General features: G+C 54.6%; 20 protein-coding genes. 5 read left to right on the top strand and 15 right to left on the bottom strand.

The features are described from left to right. From ABLU96_RS04735 to fkpA, 9 genes are all read right to left on the bottom strand, one after another. Positions 1–136: GTP-binding protein (locus ABLU96_RS04735; RefSeq protein ID WP_009484166.1), on the bottom strand; the 136-nt coding region annotated here is incomplete at its 3' end. 70 nt (positions 137–206) lie between these two features. Beyond that, the gene (fusA, locus tag ABLU96_RS04730) at positions 207–2,321 is read right to left on the bottom strand and encodes an elongation factor G (protein ID WP_004115957.1); all 2,115 of its coding nucleotides are present in this window, start codon (positions 2,319–2,321) and stop codon (positions 207–209) included. A gap of 96 nt (positions 2,322–2,417) precedes the next feature. After that, entirely contained in the window at positions 2,418–2,888 is a 471-nt protein-coding gene (rpsG, locus tag ABLU96_RS04725; RefSeq protein ID WP_004106370.1) for a 30S ribosomal protein S7, read from the bottom strand. A 95-nt stretch (positions 2,889–2,983) separates the two neighbouring features. Continuing rightward, on the bottom strand, positions 2,984–3,358 hold the full coding sequence (rpsL, locus tag ABLU96_RS04720; RefSeq protein WP_002920115.1) for a 30S ribosomal protein S12: 375 nt from the start codon (positions 3,356–3,358) through the stop codon (positions 2,984–2,986). Between the two features lie 124 nt (positions 3,359–3,482). Beyond that, positions 3,483–3,770, bottom strand: a complete 288-nt coding sequence (gene tusB, locus ABLU96_RS04715; protein ID WP_025107828.1) for a sulfurtransferase complex subunit TusB — start codon at positions 3,768–3,770, stop codon at positions 3,483–3,485. Between the two features lie 7 nt (positions 3,771–3,777). Continuing rightward, entirely contained in the window at positions 3,778–4,137 is a 360-nt protein-coding gene (gene tusC / locus ABLU96_RS04710) for a sulfurtransferase complex subunit TusC (protein WP_004854839.1), read from the bottom strand. Beyond that, positions 4,137–4,523, bottom strand: coding sequence for a sulfurtransferase complex subunit TusD (tusD, locus tag ABLU96_RS04705; protein WP_049084403.1), 387 nt, complete (start codon positions 4,521–4,523; stop codon positions 4,137–4,139). Before tusD ends, tusC begins: the two co-directional genes overlap by 1 nt. Continuing rightward, on the bottom strand, positions 4,523–5,245 hold the full coding sequence (locus ABLU96_RS04700; RefSeq protein WP_004106380.1) for a transcriptional regulator: 723 nt from the start codon (positions 5,243–5,245) through the stop codon (positions 4,523–4,525). The genes tusD and ABLU96_RS04700 overlap by 1 nt, the downstream gene beginning before the upstream one ends. A gap of 166 nt (positions 5,246–5,411) precedes the next feature. After that, the gene (gene fkpA, locus ABLU96_RS04695; protein ID WP_025107830.1) at positions 5,412–6,230 is read right to left on the bottom strand and encodes an FKBP-type peptidyl-prolyl cis-trans isomerase; all 819 of its coding nucleotides are present in this window, start codon (positions 6,228–6,230) and stop codon (positions 5,412–5,414) included. Between the two features lie 222 nt (positions 6,231–6,452). Between fkpA and ABLU96_RS04690 the strand changes: the two genes are divergently transcribed. Then, positions 6,453–6,671, top strand: a complete 219-nt coding sequence (locus ABLU96_RS04690) for a protein SlyX (RefSeq protein ID WP_004106384.1) — start codon at positions 6,453–6,455, stop codon at positions 6,669–6,671. Positions 6,672–6,730: 59 nt separating this feature from the next. Here the strand turns inward: ABLU96_RS04690 and slyD are convergent, their stop codons facing one another. The 4 genes from slyD to kefG form a co-directional block, all read right to left on the bottom strand. Then, positions 6,731–7,318: a peptidylprolyl isomerase gene (gene slyD / locus ABLU96_RS04685; RefSeq protein ID WP_014227042.1), complete on the bottom strand. Its 588-nt coding sequence runs from the start codon at positions 7,316–7,318 to the stop codon at positions 6,731–6,733. Positions 7,319–7,412: 94 nt separating this feature from the next. Next, the gene (locus ABLU96_RS04680) at positions 7,413–7,613 is read right to left on the bottom strand and encodes a YheV family putative zinc ribbon protein (RefSeq protein ID WP_004106389.1); all 201 of its coding nucleotides are present in this window, start codon (positions 7,611–7,613) and stop codon (positions 7,413–7,415) included. A gap of 11 nt (positions 7,614–7,624) precedes the next feature. Beyond that, on the bottom strand, positions 7,625–9,430 hold the full coding sequence (kefB, locus tag ABLU96_RS04675; RefSeq protein WP_014227043.1) for a glutathione-regulated potassium-efflux system protein KefB: 1,806 nt from the start codon (positions 9,428–9,430) through the stop codon (positions 7,625–7,627). Beyond that, entirely contained in the window at positions 9,417–9,977 is a 561-nt protein-coding gene (gene kefG / locus ABLU96_RS04670; RefSeq protein ID WP_004854856.1) for a glutathione-regulated potassium-efflux system ancillary protein KefG, read from the bottom strand. The genes kefB and kefG overlap by 14 nt, the downstream gene beginning before the upstream one ends. Positions 9,978–10,152: 175 nt before the next feature. On the opposite strand from kefG, the gene ABLU96_RS04665 reads away from it, so the two are divergent. Beyond that, positions 10,153–12,057, top strand: coding sequence for an ABC transporter ATP-binding protein (locus tag ABLU96_RS04665; RefSeq protein ID WP_004854860.1), 1,905 nt, complete (start codon positions 10,153–10,155; stop codon positions 12,055–12,057). A 61-nt stretch (positions 12,058–12,118) separates the two neighbouring features. Here the strand turns inward: ABLU96_RS04665 and ABLU96_RS04660 are convergent, their stop codons facing one another. After that, on the bottom strand, positions 12,119–13,609 hold the full coding sequence (locus tag ABLU96_RS04660; protein WP_049084405.1) for a nicotinate phosphoribosyltransferase: 1,491 nt from the start codon (positions 13,607–13,609) through the stop codon (positions 12,119–12,121). A 4-nt stretch (positions 13,610–13,613) separates the two neighbouring features. Then, positions 13,614–14,483: a ribose-phosphate diphosphokinase gene (gene prs, locus ABLU96_RS04655; protein WP_064406497.1), complete on the bottom strand. Its 870-nt coding sequence runs from the start codon at positions 14,481–14,483 to the stop codon at positions 13,614–13,616. A 196-nt stretch (positions 14,484–14,679) separates the two neighbouring features. Here prs and ABLU96_RS04650 point away from each other — a divergent pair, with 196 nt between their 5' ends. The 3 genes from ABLU96_RS04650 (at position 14,680) to ABLU96_RS04640 (ending at position 16,718) form a co-directional block, all read left to right on the top strand. Next, positions 14,680–15,399, top strand: a complete 720-nt coding sequence (locus ABLU96_RS04650) for an NUDIX domain-containing protein (protein WP_014227046.1) — start codon at positions 14,680–14,682, stop codon at positions 15,397–15,399. A gap of 144 nt (positions 15,400–15,543) precedes the next feature. Then, positions 15,544–16,503, top strand: a complete 960-nt coding sequence (locus ABLU96_RS04645; protein WP_231719137.1) for a hydrolase — start codon at positions 15,544–15,546, stop codon at positions 16,501–16,503. Then, positions 16,500–16,718 carry a YheU family protein gene (locus ABLU96_RS04640; RefSeq protein WP_004125965.1) on the top strand — a complete coding sequence of 73 codons (219 nt, stop codon included), beginning with the start codon at positions 16,500–16,502 and terminating at the stop codon, positions 16,716–16,718. The genes ABLU96_RS04645 and ABLU96_RS04640 overlap by 4 nt, the downstream gene beginning before the upstream one ends. Positions 16,719–16,749: the final 31 nt, after the last annotated feature.

Raw genomic sequence — 16,749 nt, 5'->3', positions numbered from 1 at the left:
CGCGAGCAGAACCACCGTAGGTTTTAGCCAGAACGGTAGTGATTGCAGCGGTCAGAGTAGTTTTACCATGGTCAACGTGGCCGATAGTACCGACGTTGACGTGCGGTTTTGTACGTTCAAATTTTTCTTTAGACACGGCTATATTCCTTACTATAGTGCTCTCCCCTTCTGGAGAGAGCACGGGACTTTGGTTTTAACCCTGCGGCTTATTTACCACGGGCTTCGATTACGGCCTGAGCAACGTTGTTCGGCGCATCATCATACTTCAGGAACTCCATGGAGTAAGAAGCACGACCTTTGGTCAGAGAACGCAGCTGAGTTGCATATCCGAACATTTCAGACAGCGGAACTTCAGCGTGGATCACAACGCCAGTCACGTTGGATTCCTGACCGCGCAGCATACCGCGACGACGGCTAAGGTCACCGATAACGTCACCAGTGTTCTCTTCCGGAGTTTCTACTTCAACCTTCATGATCGGCTCAAGCAGAACTGGTTTCGCTTTCTTAAAGCCATCTTTAAAGGCAATAGAAGCGGCCAGTTTAAACGCCAGTTCAGAGGAGTCAACGTCGTGGTAAGAACCGAAGTGCAGACGCACGCCCAGATCAACTACCGGATAACCAGCCAGAGGACCTGCTTTCAGCTGCTCCTGGATGCCTTTATCAACGGCCGGGATGTATTCGCCAGGAATTACACCACCTTTGATGTCGTTGATGAACTCATAACCTTTCGGGTTAGAGCCCGGCTCCAGTGGGTACATGTCGATAACGACGTGACCGTACTGACCGCGACCACCAGACTGTTTAGCGTGTTTACCTTCGATATCGGTAACTTTCGCGCGAATCGCTTCGCGGTAAGCAACCTGAGGTTTACCGACGTTCGCTTCAACGTTGAATTCACGCTTCATACGGTCAACGATGATGTCGAGGTGCAGCTCACCCATACCGGCGATGATGGTCTGGTTAGATTCTTCATCAGTCCATACGCGGAAAGACGGGTCTTCTTTAGCCAGACGGCCCAGAGCCAGACCCATTTTTTCCTGGTCAGCTTTGGTTTTCGGTTCAACGGCGATAGAGATTACCGGCTCAGGGAATTCCATACGCTCCAGAATGATCGGCGCATTAGGATCGCACAGAGTGTCACCCGTAGTTACGTCTTTCAGACCGATAGCAGCAGCGATATCGCCCGCGCGAACTTCTTTGATCTCTTCACGTTTGTTAGCGTGCATCTGTACGATACGACCGAAACGCTCACGTGCAGCTTTCACGGAGTTCAGGATGGTATCACCAGAGTTAACCACGCCAGAGTACACGCGGAAGAAGGTCAGGTTACCCACGAACGGGTCGGTAGCGATTTTGAATGCCAGAGCAGCAAACGGCTCATCATCGCTAGCGTGACGCTCAGCCGGAGTATCTTTACCATCGTCCAGGATACCGTTGATCGCAGGTACGTCAACCGGGGATGGCAGGTAGTCAACTACCGCATCCAGCATCGCCTGAACACCTTTGTTCTTGAACGCAGAACCACAGGTTACCAGGATGATTTCGTTGTTCAGAACGCGCTGACGGAGAGCAGTTTTAATCTCTTCTTCAGTCAGTTCTTCACCACCCAGGTATTTCTCCATCAGCTCTTCAGAAGCTTCAGCAGCGGACTCGATCAGGTTCTGGTGCCATTCTTCGGCCAGTTCCTGCATGTCTGCCGGGATATCTTCGTAAGTGAAGGTTACACCTGCGTCTTCTTCGTTCCAGTTGATGGCTTTCATTTTCACCAGGTCAACAACACCGGTGAACGCTTCTTCAGCGCCAATCGCCAGCTGCAGCGGAACAGGGTTCGCGCCCAGACGGGTTTTGATCTGACCAACAACTTTCAGGAAGTTCGCACCCATACGGTCCATTTTGTTAACGAACGCAATGCGCGGAACTTTGTATTTGTTTGCCTGACGCCATACGGTTTCAGACTGAGGCTGAACACCACCAACTGCGCAGTAAACCATTACTGCACCATCAAGCACACGCATGGAACGTTCTACTTCGATGGTGAAGTCAACGTGCCCCGGGGTGTCGATGATGTTTACGCGATGCGGTTCATACTGCTTAGCCATACCTGACCAGAATGCAGTAGTCGCTGCGGAGGTGATAGTAATACCACGCTCCTGCTCCTGTTCCATCCAGTCCATGGTGGCAGCGCCGTCATGAACTTCACCGATTTTGTGGTTTACACCGGTGTAGAACAGAATACGTTCGGTAGTAGTAGTTTTACCGGCGTCGATGTGCGCACTGATACCGATGTTACGGTAGCGTGCGATGGGTGTTGTACGAGCCATTTGATTCCTCGTTTATTTCTTTAGGCGTTCAGTTAAGTTATCCAAAACGGGCGACTTATCTGAAGCGCCCGCCTGGTGACTAATACTCCGAAGGGATTACCAACGGTAGTGTGCGAACGCCTTGTTGGCTTCTGCCATACGGTGAACGTCTTCACGTTTCTTAACTGCAGTACCTTTGTTGTCTGCAGCATCAGAAAGTTCGTTCGCCAGACGCAGAGCCATGGATTTATCACCACGTTTACGAGCAGCTTCAACGATCCAACGCATTGCCAGAGCATTACGACGAACCGGACGGACTTCAACTGGAACCTGATAAGTAGAACCACCAACGCGGCGAGACTTAACTTCTACAGTCGGGCGCACGTTGTCGAGAGCGACTTCGAAAGCTTCCAGTTCATTTTTACCAGAGCGCTGAGCCAGGGTCTCCAGCGCGCTGTATACGATTGCTTCTGCAGTAGATTTTTTACCATCTACCATCAGGATATTTACAAATTTAGCCAGCAGTTCTGATCCGAACTTAGGATCCGGCAGGATTTTACGCTGACCAATGACGCGACGACGTGGCATGGAAATACTCCGTTGTTAATTCAGGATTGTCCAAAACTCTAAGAGTTTAGTTTGACATTAATATAAAACGTTTGGCCTTACTTAACGGAGAACCATTAAGCCTTAGGACGCTTCACGCCATACTTGGAGCGAGCTTGCTTACGGTCTTTAACGCCGGAGCAGTCAAGCGCACCACGAACGGTGTGGTAACGAACACCCGGAAGGTCTTTAACACGACCGCCACGGATCAGGATCACGGAGTGCTCCTGCAGGTTGTGACCTTCACCACCGATGTAGGAGGTGACTTCGAAACCGTTAGTCAGACGCACACGGCAAACTTTACGCAGTGCGGAGTTCGGTTTCTTAGGAGTGGTGGTATATACACGAGTACATACGCCACGTTTCTGCGGGCAGGCTTCCAGCGCCGGCACGTTGCTCTTTGCAACTTTGCGCGCGCGTGGTTTGCGTACCAGCTGGTTAATTGTTGCCATTAAATAGCTCCTGGTTTTAGCTTTTGCTTCGTAAACACGTAATAAATCGCCTCATATAATATGAGGACGCAGAATTTTAGGGCGGTGCCGAAAAGGTGTCAAGAAATATACAACGATCCCGCCATTACCAGGACAACTGACCTGCATGTTTGACTGAAAGTCTGACGAAATCAGTATAGCTAACCCTGACGACACTGTCCGCAATTTGACCAGCCAGCCCGCGGGCTTCGATATCTTCTTGCAGAGCGTAGAGGGATATGGGGGCAGATTGCAGGATTTCAAGGAAACGGCCTTCCGCGAGAGCGGCGATAACGCCATCCGACAGCAGCAGAAGATCGTCGCCCTCTTTTAGCAAACGGAGCATAGCCGCCATATCGGCGTGCCAGGGGGATGTGCTTAGCGTGTGGAGCATTCGAGCCTCAGAACCGCAGTATCACGTTAAAATCGTCAAGCCGGGCGCGCAAAGCCTCTGGCTCCAGCCATTCGCCATCAACAACCCACGGCGTGGCAGAATTCAGACCGCGTTCCCGTGCTGAAGCAGCGCAAATCCAGCACTGTTCGATATCGTATAGCGATAAGAGCTTAAAGGTGGAGATATAGTCGCGCGCCAGCACCGCTGCGGGGCGCTGCCCGGGAAGAAGCTGAAAGACGCCATCACCCACGAAGAAAACGCCGATCTCTTCCGTCAGCGCTGAGGTTGCCAGCAGGGCGTCCAGCCCTTCCCTGCCCGACGCAGAACCATGAGGCGCAGACGAAAAAACAAAGGCTACGCGCTTCATCAGAACTGCACCATGCGATCGCAGGTTAACGCGGCTTCCGCCAGCGCGCCCAATCCGCTCAAGGTAAAGCCCGGCTGCAAATTATACCCAGGCAAATTCAGCTGCCGGGCCTCCTGTTCATCAGTGATTCCACGCCGTAACGCTGCGGCTACACAGATATGCAAGGAAACGGCGTGTTCGTCATGCAGCGTCTGCCAGGCCCGAACCAGATCAAATTCGTCGCTGGCGGGCGCTGTGAGCTGATTCGCGTTATGGACGCCTTCACGATAGAAAAAGATGCTGAGCAACTCGTGGCCTTCCTGCAAAACGGCGCGGGCAAACTGTAGTGCGCTGCTGGCCTGCTGGGTACCATAGGCGGGCCCCGTTACCGTAATGGCAAAGCGCATTACTTATCCAGCCCCTGGAAATCTCCACTTTTGAACTGACGAATGTAGAGATATACCGTGTGCTTAGAGATGTTCAGCCGATCGGCCACCTGGTTGATGGCATCTTTGATATCAAAGATCCCCTTCTCATAGAGGTTCAGGACGATCTGCCGATTTTTAGCGTTGTTAGAAACGTTACGGTCAGCGTTCACCTCTTCAATCGTGAACTCAAGCGTCTGGGCCACCAGATCGTCAACCGATGAAGCAAAGTTGACCTGGGAATTCACCTCCGTCGTTTCCGGCGGAATAAAGGTGCTCATGATTTGTGAGAAAGGGACATCAAGGTTCATGTTGATGCACAGCAGGCCAATGACCCGATGGTCACGGTTGCGGATAGCGATAGTGACCGATTTCATCAGCACACCGCTTTTGGCGCGAGTAAAATAGCATTTGGAAACGCTGCTATCGGCTCCAGTCATATCGTGCAGCATGCGCAGCGCAAGGTCGGTAATTGGCGAGCCGATTTGACGGCCGGTGTGTTCACCGTTGGCGATACGAATAGCGGAACATTTTAAGTCCTGCAATGAGTGCAATACGATTTCACAGTGGGAACCGATGAGCATCGCTAACCCGTCCACTACCGCTTCATAGGATTTAAGGATATCGAAGTCGGTCTGGTCAAAAGGACGTTGATCCAGCAAATCAAGCTCACTGGTCTCGTTGGTTAAAAGCGACCTGGACATGAAAAAAAGCACTCCTTTTCAGGAGCCTGTCGTTATCGTCAGGGCAGGCTCATCATCATTATTAATCTATCTAAAGTAATACAGCGCCTGAGGTTCTTTCCAGTTTTAATTATATCTGCCCGCAATAAAAAAACCGCCGCCCCTGGAGGCGGCGGCTTAAAACCGATTACTTCTTAGCGTCAGCGGCTGGCGCTTCAGCAGCGGCTTCAGGCTTGGCGTCTGCTTTCGGCGCCGGTTTAATATCCAGCAGCTCTACATCAAATACCAGAGTAGAGTTTGCCGGGATACCCGGTACGCCAGTTTTGCCGTAAGCCAGATCCGGTGGAATGACCAGCTGGATTTTACCGCCTTTCTTGATGTTCTTCAGGCCTTCGGTCCAGCCCGGGATCACCCCGTCCAGGCGGAAGGAAAGCGGCTCGCCGCGGGTATAAGAGTTATCAAACTCTTTACCGTCGATCAGCGTACCTTTGTAGTTGACGACAACGGTATCGCTGTCTTTCGGCGTTTCGCCGGTCCCCGCTTTCTCGACTTTGTAGAGCAGGCCAGATTTAGACGTTTTCACGCCTTTCTCTTTGGCAAAGGCGTCACGGTAAGCTTTGCCTTTTGCTTCATTCTCAGAGGCGTCTTTTTCCATTTTCTGCTGAGCAGCAGTTTTTACACGGGTTTCAAACGCCTGCAGAGTCTGTTCGATCTCCTGATCGGACAGTTTGCTCTTATCAGCAAAAGCGTCCTGAACGCCGGCGATCAGCTGATCTTTATCTAATTTGATGCCCAGTTTTTCTTGTTCTTTCAGGGAGTTTTCCATGTAACGTCCCAGCGATGCACCCAGCGCATAAGCAGATTTCTGATCGTCATTTTTAAATGCCGATTTGCTGTCCGTTGCGGGTGCCGCTTTCGCTGTAGTCTCAGCAGCGAAGCTCAGCGGTGCATTCAGGGCGATGGCCATAGTGGTCGCCAGCAGCGTTACTTTAAACAGTGATTTCATCCATTTCTCCAGGGCCGGGGCATCTCACCCCAGGGTTATCGTAAAAAACAAAAAACGTACTATAGAACGTTGCAGAACAAATCAACATACAGACGTACCTGAATATCGCCTCATTTAAGACTATTTTTGTATGAATTAGTTTCCTGTCAGACGTAACGATGCTGCGCGGATGCTGAAACTTCAGTAGAATCCGCCCGCAGGATAAGACAGAAGAGGTTACTCATGCACGATAGCACTTTAGAGACTCGCCTTGCGGAGCTGGAGAGCAGACTGGCGTTTCAGGAAATCACTATTGAAGACCTCAACAAGACCGTCACCGCCCACGAGATAGAAATGGCGAGGATGCGCGAACATATGCGCCTGATGGTCGAAAAACTGAAAGCCACTCAGCCGTCGCATATGGCTTCACAGGCGGAAGAAACGCCCCCGCCGCACTATTAAGACGTAAAAAAAGCGGGTTTCCCCGCTTTTTTCTATTCCGCGACGCGAGCGCAGCGGAATTAGTGGCAGCCGCAGCCGCCGTTGCCGCCGCAGCCGCCTTTGCCATGTTCGTGGTCATGGTCATGGCCGTGGCCACCGCAGCAACCATCATGATCGTGGTCGTGGCCATGATCGTGCCCGTGAGCACCGTGTACATGACCATGCTCCAGCTCTTCCGCCGTTGCTTCGCGAATCGCGACAACTTCAACGTTGAACTTCAGATTCTGACCAGCCAGCATGTGGTTACCGTCAACAACAACGTGTTCGTCACCCACTTCGGTGATTTCTACCGGTACCGGACCCTGATCGGTTTCCGCCAGGAAGCGCATGCCAACCTGCAGTTCATCAACGCCCATAAATACGTCTTTAGGAACGCGCTGAACCAGGTTTTCGTCGTACTGACCGTATGCATCGTTAGCGCCGACTTCGACGTCAAATTTGTCGCCAACGTCGTGGCCGTCCAGCGCGTTTTCCAGGCCGGAAATCAGGGAACCGTGACCATGCAGGTAGTCAAGCGGCGCGCTTACCGGAGACTCATCAACCAACACACCGTCTTCTGTACGTACCTGATAGGCCAGGCTGACCACCAGGTCTTTTGCTACTTTCATGATATCTCCTGAGCATGGGAAGAATAGTGGCGCAGATTGTAGCGGAATTCTGCACCCGTGTACCCTCTAGCTTAAAAAAAGCCGATAGATAACGCTAGTCCGGATGAAAAATGCCTATCACTTGCTCTTCTTTGCGAACATGCTCGCGGACCTCTTTATCCGCCTCACGCATCTGATGACCGCACTTAACGCACTCAACAATATCGACATTATTCTCACGCCACATCGCCAGCGAATCCTGGGCCTGGCACGCCGGGCATTTCGCACCGGCGATAAAACGTTTACGCACAGCCATATCATTTACCTTTATTCAAATTCATCCCAGCCGTCTAACTGCCTGCTCTCTTTTTGCATCTCGCGCTGAAAAATCTCCTCCAGCTCGCGTCTGGCTTCCCGCACGCGGGATATCTGCAGGGTATCACTATGCACCGGCATTAACTCACGCAGCATCCGCATATCGAGGCGCCGAAAATGCAGCTGGGCGCGCTGCGCCTGATGGGGATGCATGCCGAGCGAGATAAGCGCTTTTCGTCCTAGCTCCAGCGCGCTGGAGAAGGTTTCGCGGGAAAACTGCGCCACTCCCGCCTGCAGCAGCTCATGGGCCTCAACGCGTCCCCGCGCTCGCGCCAGAATATGGAGATGTGGAAAGTGTTGTTGACACATCTCCACCAGCTTCATGGTATCTTCCGGCTCGTTGCAGGTGATAACGATCGACTGCGCGTCTTCGGCTCCCGCCGAGCGCAGGAGCTCCAGCTGCGTCGCATCGCCAAAATAAACTTTATAGCCATATTTACGCATCAGATTGACCGCGCTGATATCGCGCTCCAGTACCGTAATACGCATTTTGTTCGCCATCAGCAGACGGCCAATCACCTGGCCGAAACGCCCAAAACCAACGATGATCACCTGCGGTTTGTCATCTTCAACCCACGGAGCCTCGCCCTCCTCTTCAGGTTGGTTCAATCGCCGCGAAAGGACTTTATCGATGAGCTTCATCAGCAGCGGCGTGGTCATCATCGATAATGTCACCGTCACCAGCAGCAGGGCCATCTGATCGTTTTGAAACAGACGAAGCGAAGCGGGGAGTGAGAACAGCACAAAGGCAAACTCTCCCCCCTGGCTCAGCACGCCGGCAAACTGCACCCGTTCAGAGCTGCGCAGGCCATAAACCCGTGCCAGAAGATACAGGACGAGACCTTTTACCGTCACCAGTATCGCGACGCTGGCCACAACCCACAGTAAATGGGTATAAAGCACCCCAAGGTTCAGCGCCATGCCAACGGAAATAAAGAACAGCCCGAGGAGAAGCCCTTTAAACGGCTCAATGGCGATTTCCAGCTCGTGGCGATACTCGCTCTCTGCCAGCAGGACGCCGGCGATAAAGGTCCCCAGCGCCATCGACAAACCGAGCGCATCCATAAACAACGCCGATCCAAGAACCAGCAGTAGCGTCGCCGCGGTAAAGACCTCCCGCACGCCGGAGCCGGCGATAAACCGAAATACCGGCCTCAGCAGATAACGACCTCCAACCAGCATTCCGCCGAAGGCCAGCACCTTCATCCCGATGGTGAGCCAGTTAAAATGGTCGTCACCTGACCCTGCGAGCAGGGGAACCAGTGCCAGGGCCGGGATCACAGCCAGATCCTGAAACAGCAGTACGGAGAAGCCCAGCTGCCCGGACTCGCTGCGGCTCATGCCTTTCTCCCGCATCAGCTGCAGCGCCATCGCGGTGGAAGACATCGCCAGCCCAATTCCGCCAACCACCGCAGCGCGCCATGAGAAGTCGCTAAGCATGAGCAAACCGCCAAGTATCAGCGCGCTGAAGGCGACCTGAGCGGCCCCGACGCCGAAAATGGAGCTTCTCAGCCGCCACAGCTTGGACGGATTCAACTCCAGTCCGATGATAAACATCAGAAAGACGACGCCTAATTCTGAGAAGTGAAGAATTTCATCCACATCGCTGATGAAGCCTAATCCCCAGGGGCCGATGGCGATACCGGCCAACAGATACCCCAGCACGGCACCAATACCCAGCCTCGCCGCCAGCGGCACCGCCACTACGGCGGCAAACAGAAATAACACCCCGGCCAGCAGTAAATCAGCTCCCGCCATTTGGACCTCCCGCCGTTACAGGGTTAGCCAGCCAATCGCGGTAGGCGCGAGCGCGGCTTTTCAGATCGTCGGGTGATTGCCGACGCGCCCAGTAGACGATAATCGGGCTCATCCAGTGCATGCGGCACATACCGGCGGTCAGTTCGAAAGGGCGGAGAATATCATTCATCGGATAACGGTGGGCATCGCGCCGGTAGGCGCTCTCCGGCTCGCCGGTAGTAATGACGCTACGCCAGTACTTTCCCGCCAGCTGATTCCCTCCCGCCCCGCTGGCAAAGCCGCGGCTGAGCACCCTGTCCAGCCACTCTTTCATCAGCGCCGGGCAGCTCCAGGTATAGAGCGGATGCTGGAAAACAATCACCTCATGCTGGCGCAGGAGATCCTGCTCGCAGGCGATATCGATAAAAAAATCCGGATAGTGCGCGTAGAGATCGTGCACGGTAACATTCGACAACTGTAAGGCCGGTTCAAGCAAAACCCGGTTGGCCACGGAATCCTGAGATTCTGGGTGGGCATACAGCAGCAAAACTTTCGCTGTCTGAGACATCTTTCCCCTCCCGAACGTCTTCTGGCGGCCTGTGCAGCGGCTGCGTCCCGACGCAACCAGAATGACTTTGTGTATCATCTTCATTTTGGGCTACCATTGCGGCCCGGTTGAGCGATTCGCTCGACACTACATTATCATAATGACAAATTAACATAGTCAGAACATACGGCGCCTTATGATTGTTTTCTCCTCCTTACAAATTCGTCGCGGCGTACGCGTCCTGCTGGACAACGCTACCGCCACCATCAACCCAGGGCAAAAAGTCGGCCTGGTGGGTAAAAACGGCTGCGGTAAATCCACGCTGCTTTCGCTTTTGAAAAACGAGATTAGCGCCGACGGCGGCTCAATGACCTTCCCCGGCAGCTGGCAGCTGGCCTGGGTTAATCAGGAAACGCCTGCGCTTGCGCAGCCGGCTATTGACTATGTTATTGATGGCGATCGCGAATTCCGCAAGCTGGAGGCGGACCTGCACGAAGCCAACGAACGTAATGACGGCCATGCCATCGCGACGGTCCACGGTAAGCTGGACGCCATCGACGCCTGGACCATCCGCTCGCGTGCGGCCAGCCTGCTCCACGGGCTCGGTTTCAGCAACGAACAGCTTGAAAGACCGGTGAGCGACTTTTCCGGCGGCTGGCGTATGCGTCTCAACCTCGCGCAGGCGCTGATTTGCCGTTCCGATCTGCTGCTGCTTGATGAACCGACGAACCACCTCGATCTCGACGCGGTCATCTGGCTGGAGAAGTGGCTCAAAGGCTACCCGGGGACCCTGATACTGATCTCCCATGATCGCGATTTTCTCGATCCGATCGTCGACAAAATTATCCATATCGAACAGCAAACGATGTTCGAGTACACCGGCAACTACAGCTCATTTGAAGTGCAGCGCGCGACCCGTCTTGCGCAGCAACAGTCGATGTATGAGAGCCAGCAGCTGCGCGTCGCGCATTTGCAGAGCTACATCGACCGTTTTCGCGCTAAAGCCACCAAAGCTAAACAGGCGCAAAGCCGTATCAAAATGCTCGAGCGTATGGAGCTCATCGCCCCTGCCCACGTTGATAACCCGTTTCACTTTAGCTTCCGCGCGCCGGAAAGCCTGCCCAATCCCCTATTGAAAATGGAAAAGGTCAGCGCCGGTTATGGCGAGCGCGTGATTCTCGACTCAATCAAGCTGAATCTGGTTCCCGGTTCGCGCATCGGTCTGCTGGGGCGTAACGGGGCCGGTAAATCGACGCTGATTAAACTGCTGGCCGGCGAGCTACAGCCGCTGCAGGGTGAAATTGGTCTGGCGAAAGGCATCAAGCTTGGCTACTTTGCCCAGCATCAGCTGGAGTTCCTGCGCGCCGACGAATCCCCGCTGCAGCATCTTGCCCGTATTGCGCCGCAGGAGCTGGAGCAGAAGCTGCGCGACTATCTGGGCGGTTTCGGCTTCCAGAGCGATAAAGTCAACGAAGAGACAAAGCGTTTCTCCGGCGGCGAGAAAGCGCGCCTGGTGCTGGCGTTAATCGTCTGGCAGCGGCCTAACCTGCTGCTGCTTGATGAACCCACCAACCACCTCGATCTCGATATGCGCCAGGCGCTAACCGAAGCGCTCATTGATTTTGAAGGCGCGCTGGTGGTGGTTTCGCACGACCGTCATCTGATTCGCTCCACCACCGATGACCTTTATCTGGTGCACGACAGCAAAGTCGAACCTTTCGATGGCGATCTTGAAGACTATCAGCAGTGGCTGAGCGACTCGCAAAAGCAGGAAAGCCAGACATCGGAAGAGCCAAAGGAAAACGGCAACAGCGCCCAGGCGCGTAAAGATCAGAAACGCCGGGAAGCCGAACTGCGTACGCTGACCCAGCCGCTGCGCAAAGAGATCGCCCGACTGGAAAAAGAGATGGAGAAGTTCAACGCGCAGCTGGCGCAGGCGGAAGAGAAGCTGGGCGACAGCGAATTGTACGATCAAAGCCGCAAAGCCGAGCTCACTGCGTGTCTACAGCAGCAGGCCAGCGCGAAGTCCGGGCTGGAAGAGTGTGAAATGGCCTGGCTGGATGCCCAGGAGCAGCTGGAGCAGATGCTGCAGGAAGGCTAGCGGCAATATGCCATACGAGAAGGCGGGCTAACCCGCCTTTTTTCATCCTCCGCACCGTGGCTTAGCGCTGCGCCGCCAGCCGGGCGCGGATCTGCGACAGCGAGACATAGCCGTACAGCTTGCCATCCAGAAAGCGCGTTTTTAACTCACCCTGCTGCTCCTGTTCCAGCGTTTGCCCATCGTACAGCTGCAGTTCCCCCAAGGCGTCGCGTTCCACGCGCAGCAGACCACGCGCCGAACGTTTAAGACCATTATCGGTTTTCGGCTCCTTAAAGAGGGCTCTTCCCTCGCCGTTCACCTCCCCCCAGGTTGCCTTCATCGCGAAGCCGAAGGTATCGCGGGTGTTGTACTGGTAGGTAAATGAACCCACGCCGAACACCACGTTAGCGCTGGCAAAGCCTTTCGCTTCCAGGCGACGCAGGATCTCATCCGCTCTTGCGAGAGTAATGGAATCGCCGTAAATCAGGCCGACATGCGGATCCAGCACCTTGTATCCTTTTTCGTTGATAGTGCCGCCAAAAATTTCCCACAGAACCTCCACGGAGCCTTTCTCCTCGGCGCTGCGCTCGCTGCGGGTGTCGTCGTCAGCTGCGGTTCCGCACAGAATCGCCACCGGATCGCCGCTGTCCGGACGGAATACCACGCGCCCCTGACGCTGCATAATTATTGCCTGCAGCTCGCGGGTGTATTCGGTCAGCACCTGCCAGTAGTCCCAGGTATCCGAGACGATAGAGACGAAACCCTGCGGGTGGACTTCGGTAATCAGCCGGCGAAAGGTTTCAATTTCCCGCTCGCGCTCGCCCATACACATCACGCTGTGTTCCGTAGCCGGAATGCTGGCGCCGATGAGCTCATCTTCACCGCGAGTGTAATAATCACGGGCATACAGCAGCGAAGGCAGGCTATCGGTCCCTTTGAAGCTGGCCAGATGTCCGCAGCCCGACTGCGCAGTGTCGTGCAGTCCGGACATCCCCCGAAACGAAAAGTCGTGACATTGGAAATCAAGGTGCGTCAGATCGCTACAGGTTTTCTCCGCCCAGCGTTCGCAAATCAGGCGATAGTGGTGGGCGATGGTCGCGTTGGTTGACGCTTTCCACAGCTCCGCCGAAAGCACCGTCTCCAGATAGTTCACCAGCCAGAAGAACTCAGGTTGCGTATTGGTGATGGTCAGCACCGGTACTTTCATCGGCACCTTGGTGCCTTCATCCAGCGCTTTGATATGCAGCGGTAAATAGCCAAGCCGATGCAGAGCGCGAATAGGCTCCACCCCAACCGTATCGCGCCCCAGATAGCCGTCCATCACCTGCTTATACTCGTTCACGACCTCCTCTTCCGGGCGGGCGAAAAACGCCTCGTTAAACAGATCGACCAGGAACCACTGCAGAAAGCCCTGCAGGCCGAAAAACACCAGCTTGCCATCGGCCTGCGGCGACTGGAAAAAACGATCGCTGCGCGGGGTAAAGTTAGAGTAAACCTTCGTTGTCCCCTGCGGATACTGCACGCGATGGGAAACTTTATAACCATCAATGGCCAGAATCGGATTTATTTTCATCATGTTATCCCCAATGTGCGCGGTAGATGGCGTCAATATCGATAAGCTCCAGCTGCGGATGAGCCAGGGCAGGAGAAGTCAAAGAGGTGGTGGCGTAAACGGCATCGATGCCGTTATTCAACAGATGCTCTACGCCTTTGGAAAAAATACCGTGGGTGACGTACAGACTCACGCTGCGGGCGCCCGCCTCGCGCAGCACCTGCGCCGAGCCGATAAAGGTGCCGCCAGCGTCACAGAGGTCGTCAACAATAAGCACCGCTTTACCCGCGACATCACCGGTCAGCAGGGAAAAACCGGTTAACGCGCCGCTGGCAAGGTCACGCTCTTTACCGAGGATCGCGAACTCTCCGGCACCGCAGGCTTTAGCCACAGGATGAATCTTCTTTAGCGCACCGGCATCCGGCGCCACCAGCATCAGCTCCCCGGCAGCAATAGCCTGACGCAGACCGGCGCTCTGCAGAAGACAGTGCTGTTGAGCCACCGTGACCATATTATTGACTGCCGCCGCTGCGGCATCGCTGTGCGGGTCAAGCACCACGACTTTGTCAAAGCCAAGGGTATTAAGCTGCCGGGCAAAGACCTTCAGCGCGAAGCTGTCTCCCGGCACCATATGACGATCCTGACGCGCCCACGGCAGCCACGGCAGTTCCAGATGGCTAAACGTCACGTCGGTAACATGACGCACGGCCTCCACCAGCTGCGCCAGCAGCATAAAATCGTTCATGTCGCGCAGAGCAACCGCCCGGATGCGCATCAGACGGGCGGAAGGCGGTAGTGGATTGGTCACCTTCAGCCACACAGCGCCATCGGGAAAGACGCCGCTGGCAAGCGTAAACGCCTCATCATCCAGTTCCAGGGTAAATTTTTCGCTCATGATGACCTCCGCTCATTAAATTATGTCCCTAAGACACAATCAATAATGTCCCTAAGACACACATTGTGCAAACGTTAAATGTCATTTAAGCGGAGATGTGAATTAAGCAGTTGAAAAACAATAATAAAAATGTAGGCTTGCTGCTCAGGAAGGGGCTGGTACACTTGTCAGCGTTCTTTTCCGCTGCGAGCGCTCTATGACCAACGATGCCGAATACCTCAGCCAATACGATGCCAGCCGCTTTCCCTCGCCGCTGGTGACCGTCGATAGCGTCCTGTTTACCCTGCATGAAGGGGCGCTGTGCGTTCTGCTGGTTGAGCGCGCTAATCCACCGCAGCAGGGGGCGTGGGGACTACCCGGCGGCTTTATCGATCTGGCGCACGATGATTCAACCCGCGCCACGGCGCTACGTAAGCTCACGGAAAAAACCGGGATTTCACCGTCATGGCTGGAGCAGCTCGACACCTTCTCCGGGCCGGATCGCGATCCGCGCGGCTGGAGCCTGACTATCGCCTGGTTTGCGTTAATCTCGTGGGTAGAGTGTCAGCCGCATATCGCCAGCGTCAGCGATGCCCGCTGGGTGCCGGTGGCGCAGCTGGATAGCTATTCGCTGGCTTTCGATCATCAAAAGATTATCGACGCCGGTCTGCATCGCTTACGCCAAAAAACGATGTACTCTTTACTGCCGGTTTACTGTCTGCCGGAGACCTTTACCCATGGTCAGCTGCTGGAAGCCACGGAAATCATCCTTGGTCAGCCGATTCAACGCAAAAGCCTGATTCGCCGCTTCGAAGCCTCCGGAATGTTTGAAGAGACCGGTGAAACAGCGGCAACCGGCGCGCGGAAAGCGCGGCTATGGCGGCGTAAACCCGGCGTCGATTTTCATCTCTTTTCACGTAACCTGCTGACCGATTAGCCGCAAGGCCACATATGGGCTAACCTGCGCACTTCATGCGCGGTATAGTATGTTATAAAGATTATTTATTGCTCTGGTGCTATGGTTGATATCACTCCTACAGAAATGACGCCCCCTGAAGACGACTCGCAGCAGTTTCATCCGATGCGCGGCGTAGGCAATCGTCATTTGCAAACCATGTTGCCGCGGCTAATCCGTCGCAAACTCCGCTTTACTCCCCACTGGCAGCGTCTGGAATTGCCGGACGGCGATTTTGTCGATCTGGCATGGAGTGAAGACCCTTCTCAGGCGCGCCATAAACCTCGTCTGGTGGTATTTCATGGCCTGGAGGGGAGCCTACACAGCCCTTACGCACACGGACTTATCCATGCGGCAATGCAGCGCGGCTGGCTGGGCGTGGTGATGCACTTTCGCGGCTGTAGCGGCGAACCCAACCGGAATAACCGCATCTACCACTCGGGCGAAACGGAAGACGGCTCCTGGTTTCTGCGCTGGCTCCAGCGCGAGTACGGCACGGTCCCCACCGCCGCGGTGGGATATTCGCTCGGGGGCAATATGCTGGGCTGCCTGCTGGCAAAAGAAGGCGACGCTATTCCCGTTGATGCCGCGGTTATCGTCTCGGCGCCGTTTATGCTGGAAGCCTGTAGCTATCATATGGACAAAGGTTTCTCCCGCGTTTATCAGCGCTACCTGCTCAACCTGCTGAAAGCCAACGCCGCGCGTAAGCTAAAAGCCTATCCCGGCTCTCTGCCCGTCGATTTACGCCAGCTAAAAAGCATGCGCCGTATCCGCGAGTTTGACGATTGCATTACGGCCAGGATCCACGGTTTTGCCGATGCGCTGGACTACTATCGCCAGTGTAGCGCCATGCCGCGCCTGAGCGATATCACTAAGCCCACGCTGATTATTCACGCGAAGGACGATCCCTTTATGGATCACCACTCGATTCCCCCGCAGGAGCAGCTGCCGGCGAATGTCGAATATCAGCTCACGGAGCACGGCGGGCACGTTGGCTTCGTCGGCGGCACGCTGCGTAAGCCTGAAATGTGGCTTGAAAAACGCATCCCGGATTGGCTAACCCGTTGGCTAGGAGCGCAAATATGATCATTCCCTGGCAAGATCTCGATCCCGAAACGCTGGATAACCTGATCGAAAGTTTTGTATTACGTGAAGGCACCGATTATGGTGAACATGAACGTTCGCTGACGGATAAAGTCGCGGATGTTAAACAGCAGTTGAAAAGCGGAGAAGCCGTGCTGGTGTGGTCAGAACTGCACGAAACGGTGAACATCATGCCCCGCAAGCAGTTTCACGGCTAAGGCGGCACACACTATCGTTTACTCTGGGAGT

Source organism: Klebsiella sp. CN_Kp106, assembly GCF_040064575.1.
GTDB classification, from domain to species: Bacteria; Pseudomonadota; Gammaproteobacteria; order Enterobacterales; family Enterobacteriaceae; genus Klebsiella; species Klebsiella michiganensis.
This window is presented reverse-complemented; position numbering and strand designations above follow the sequence as displayed.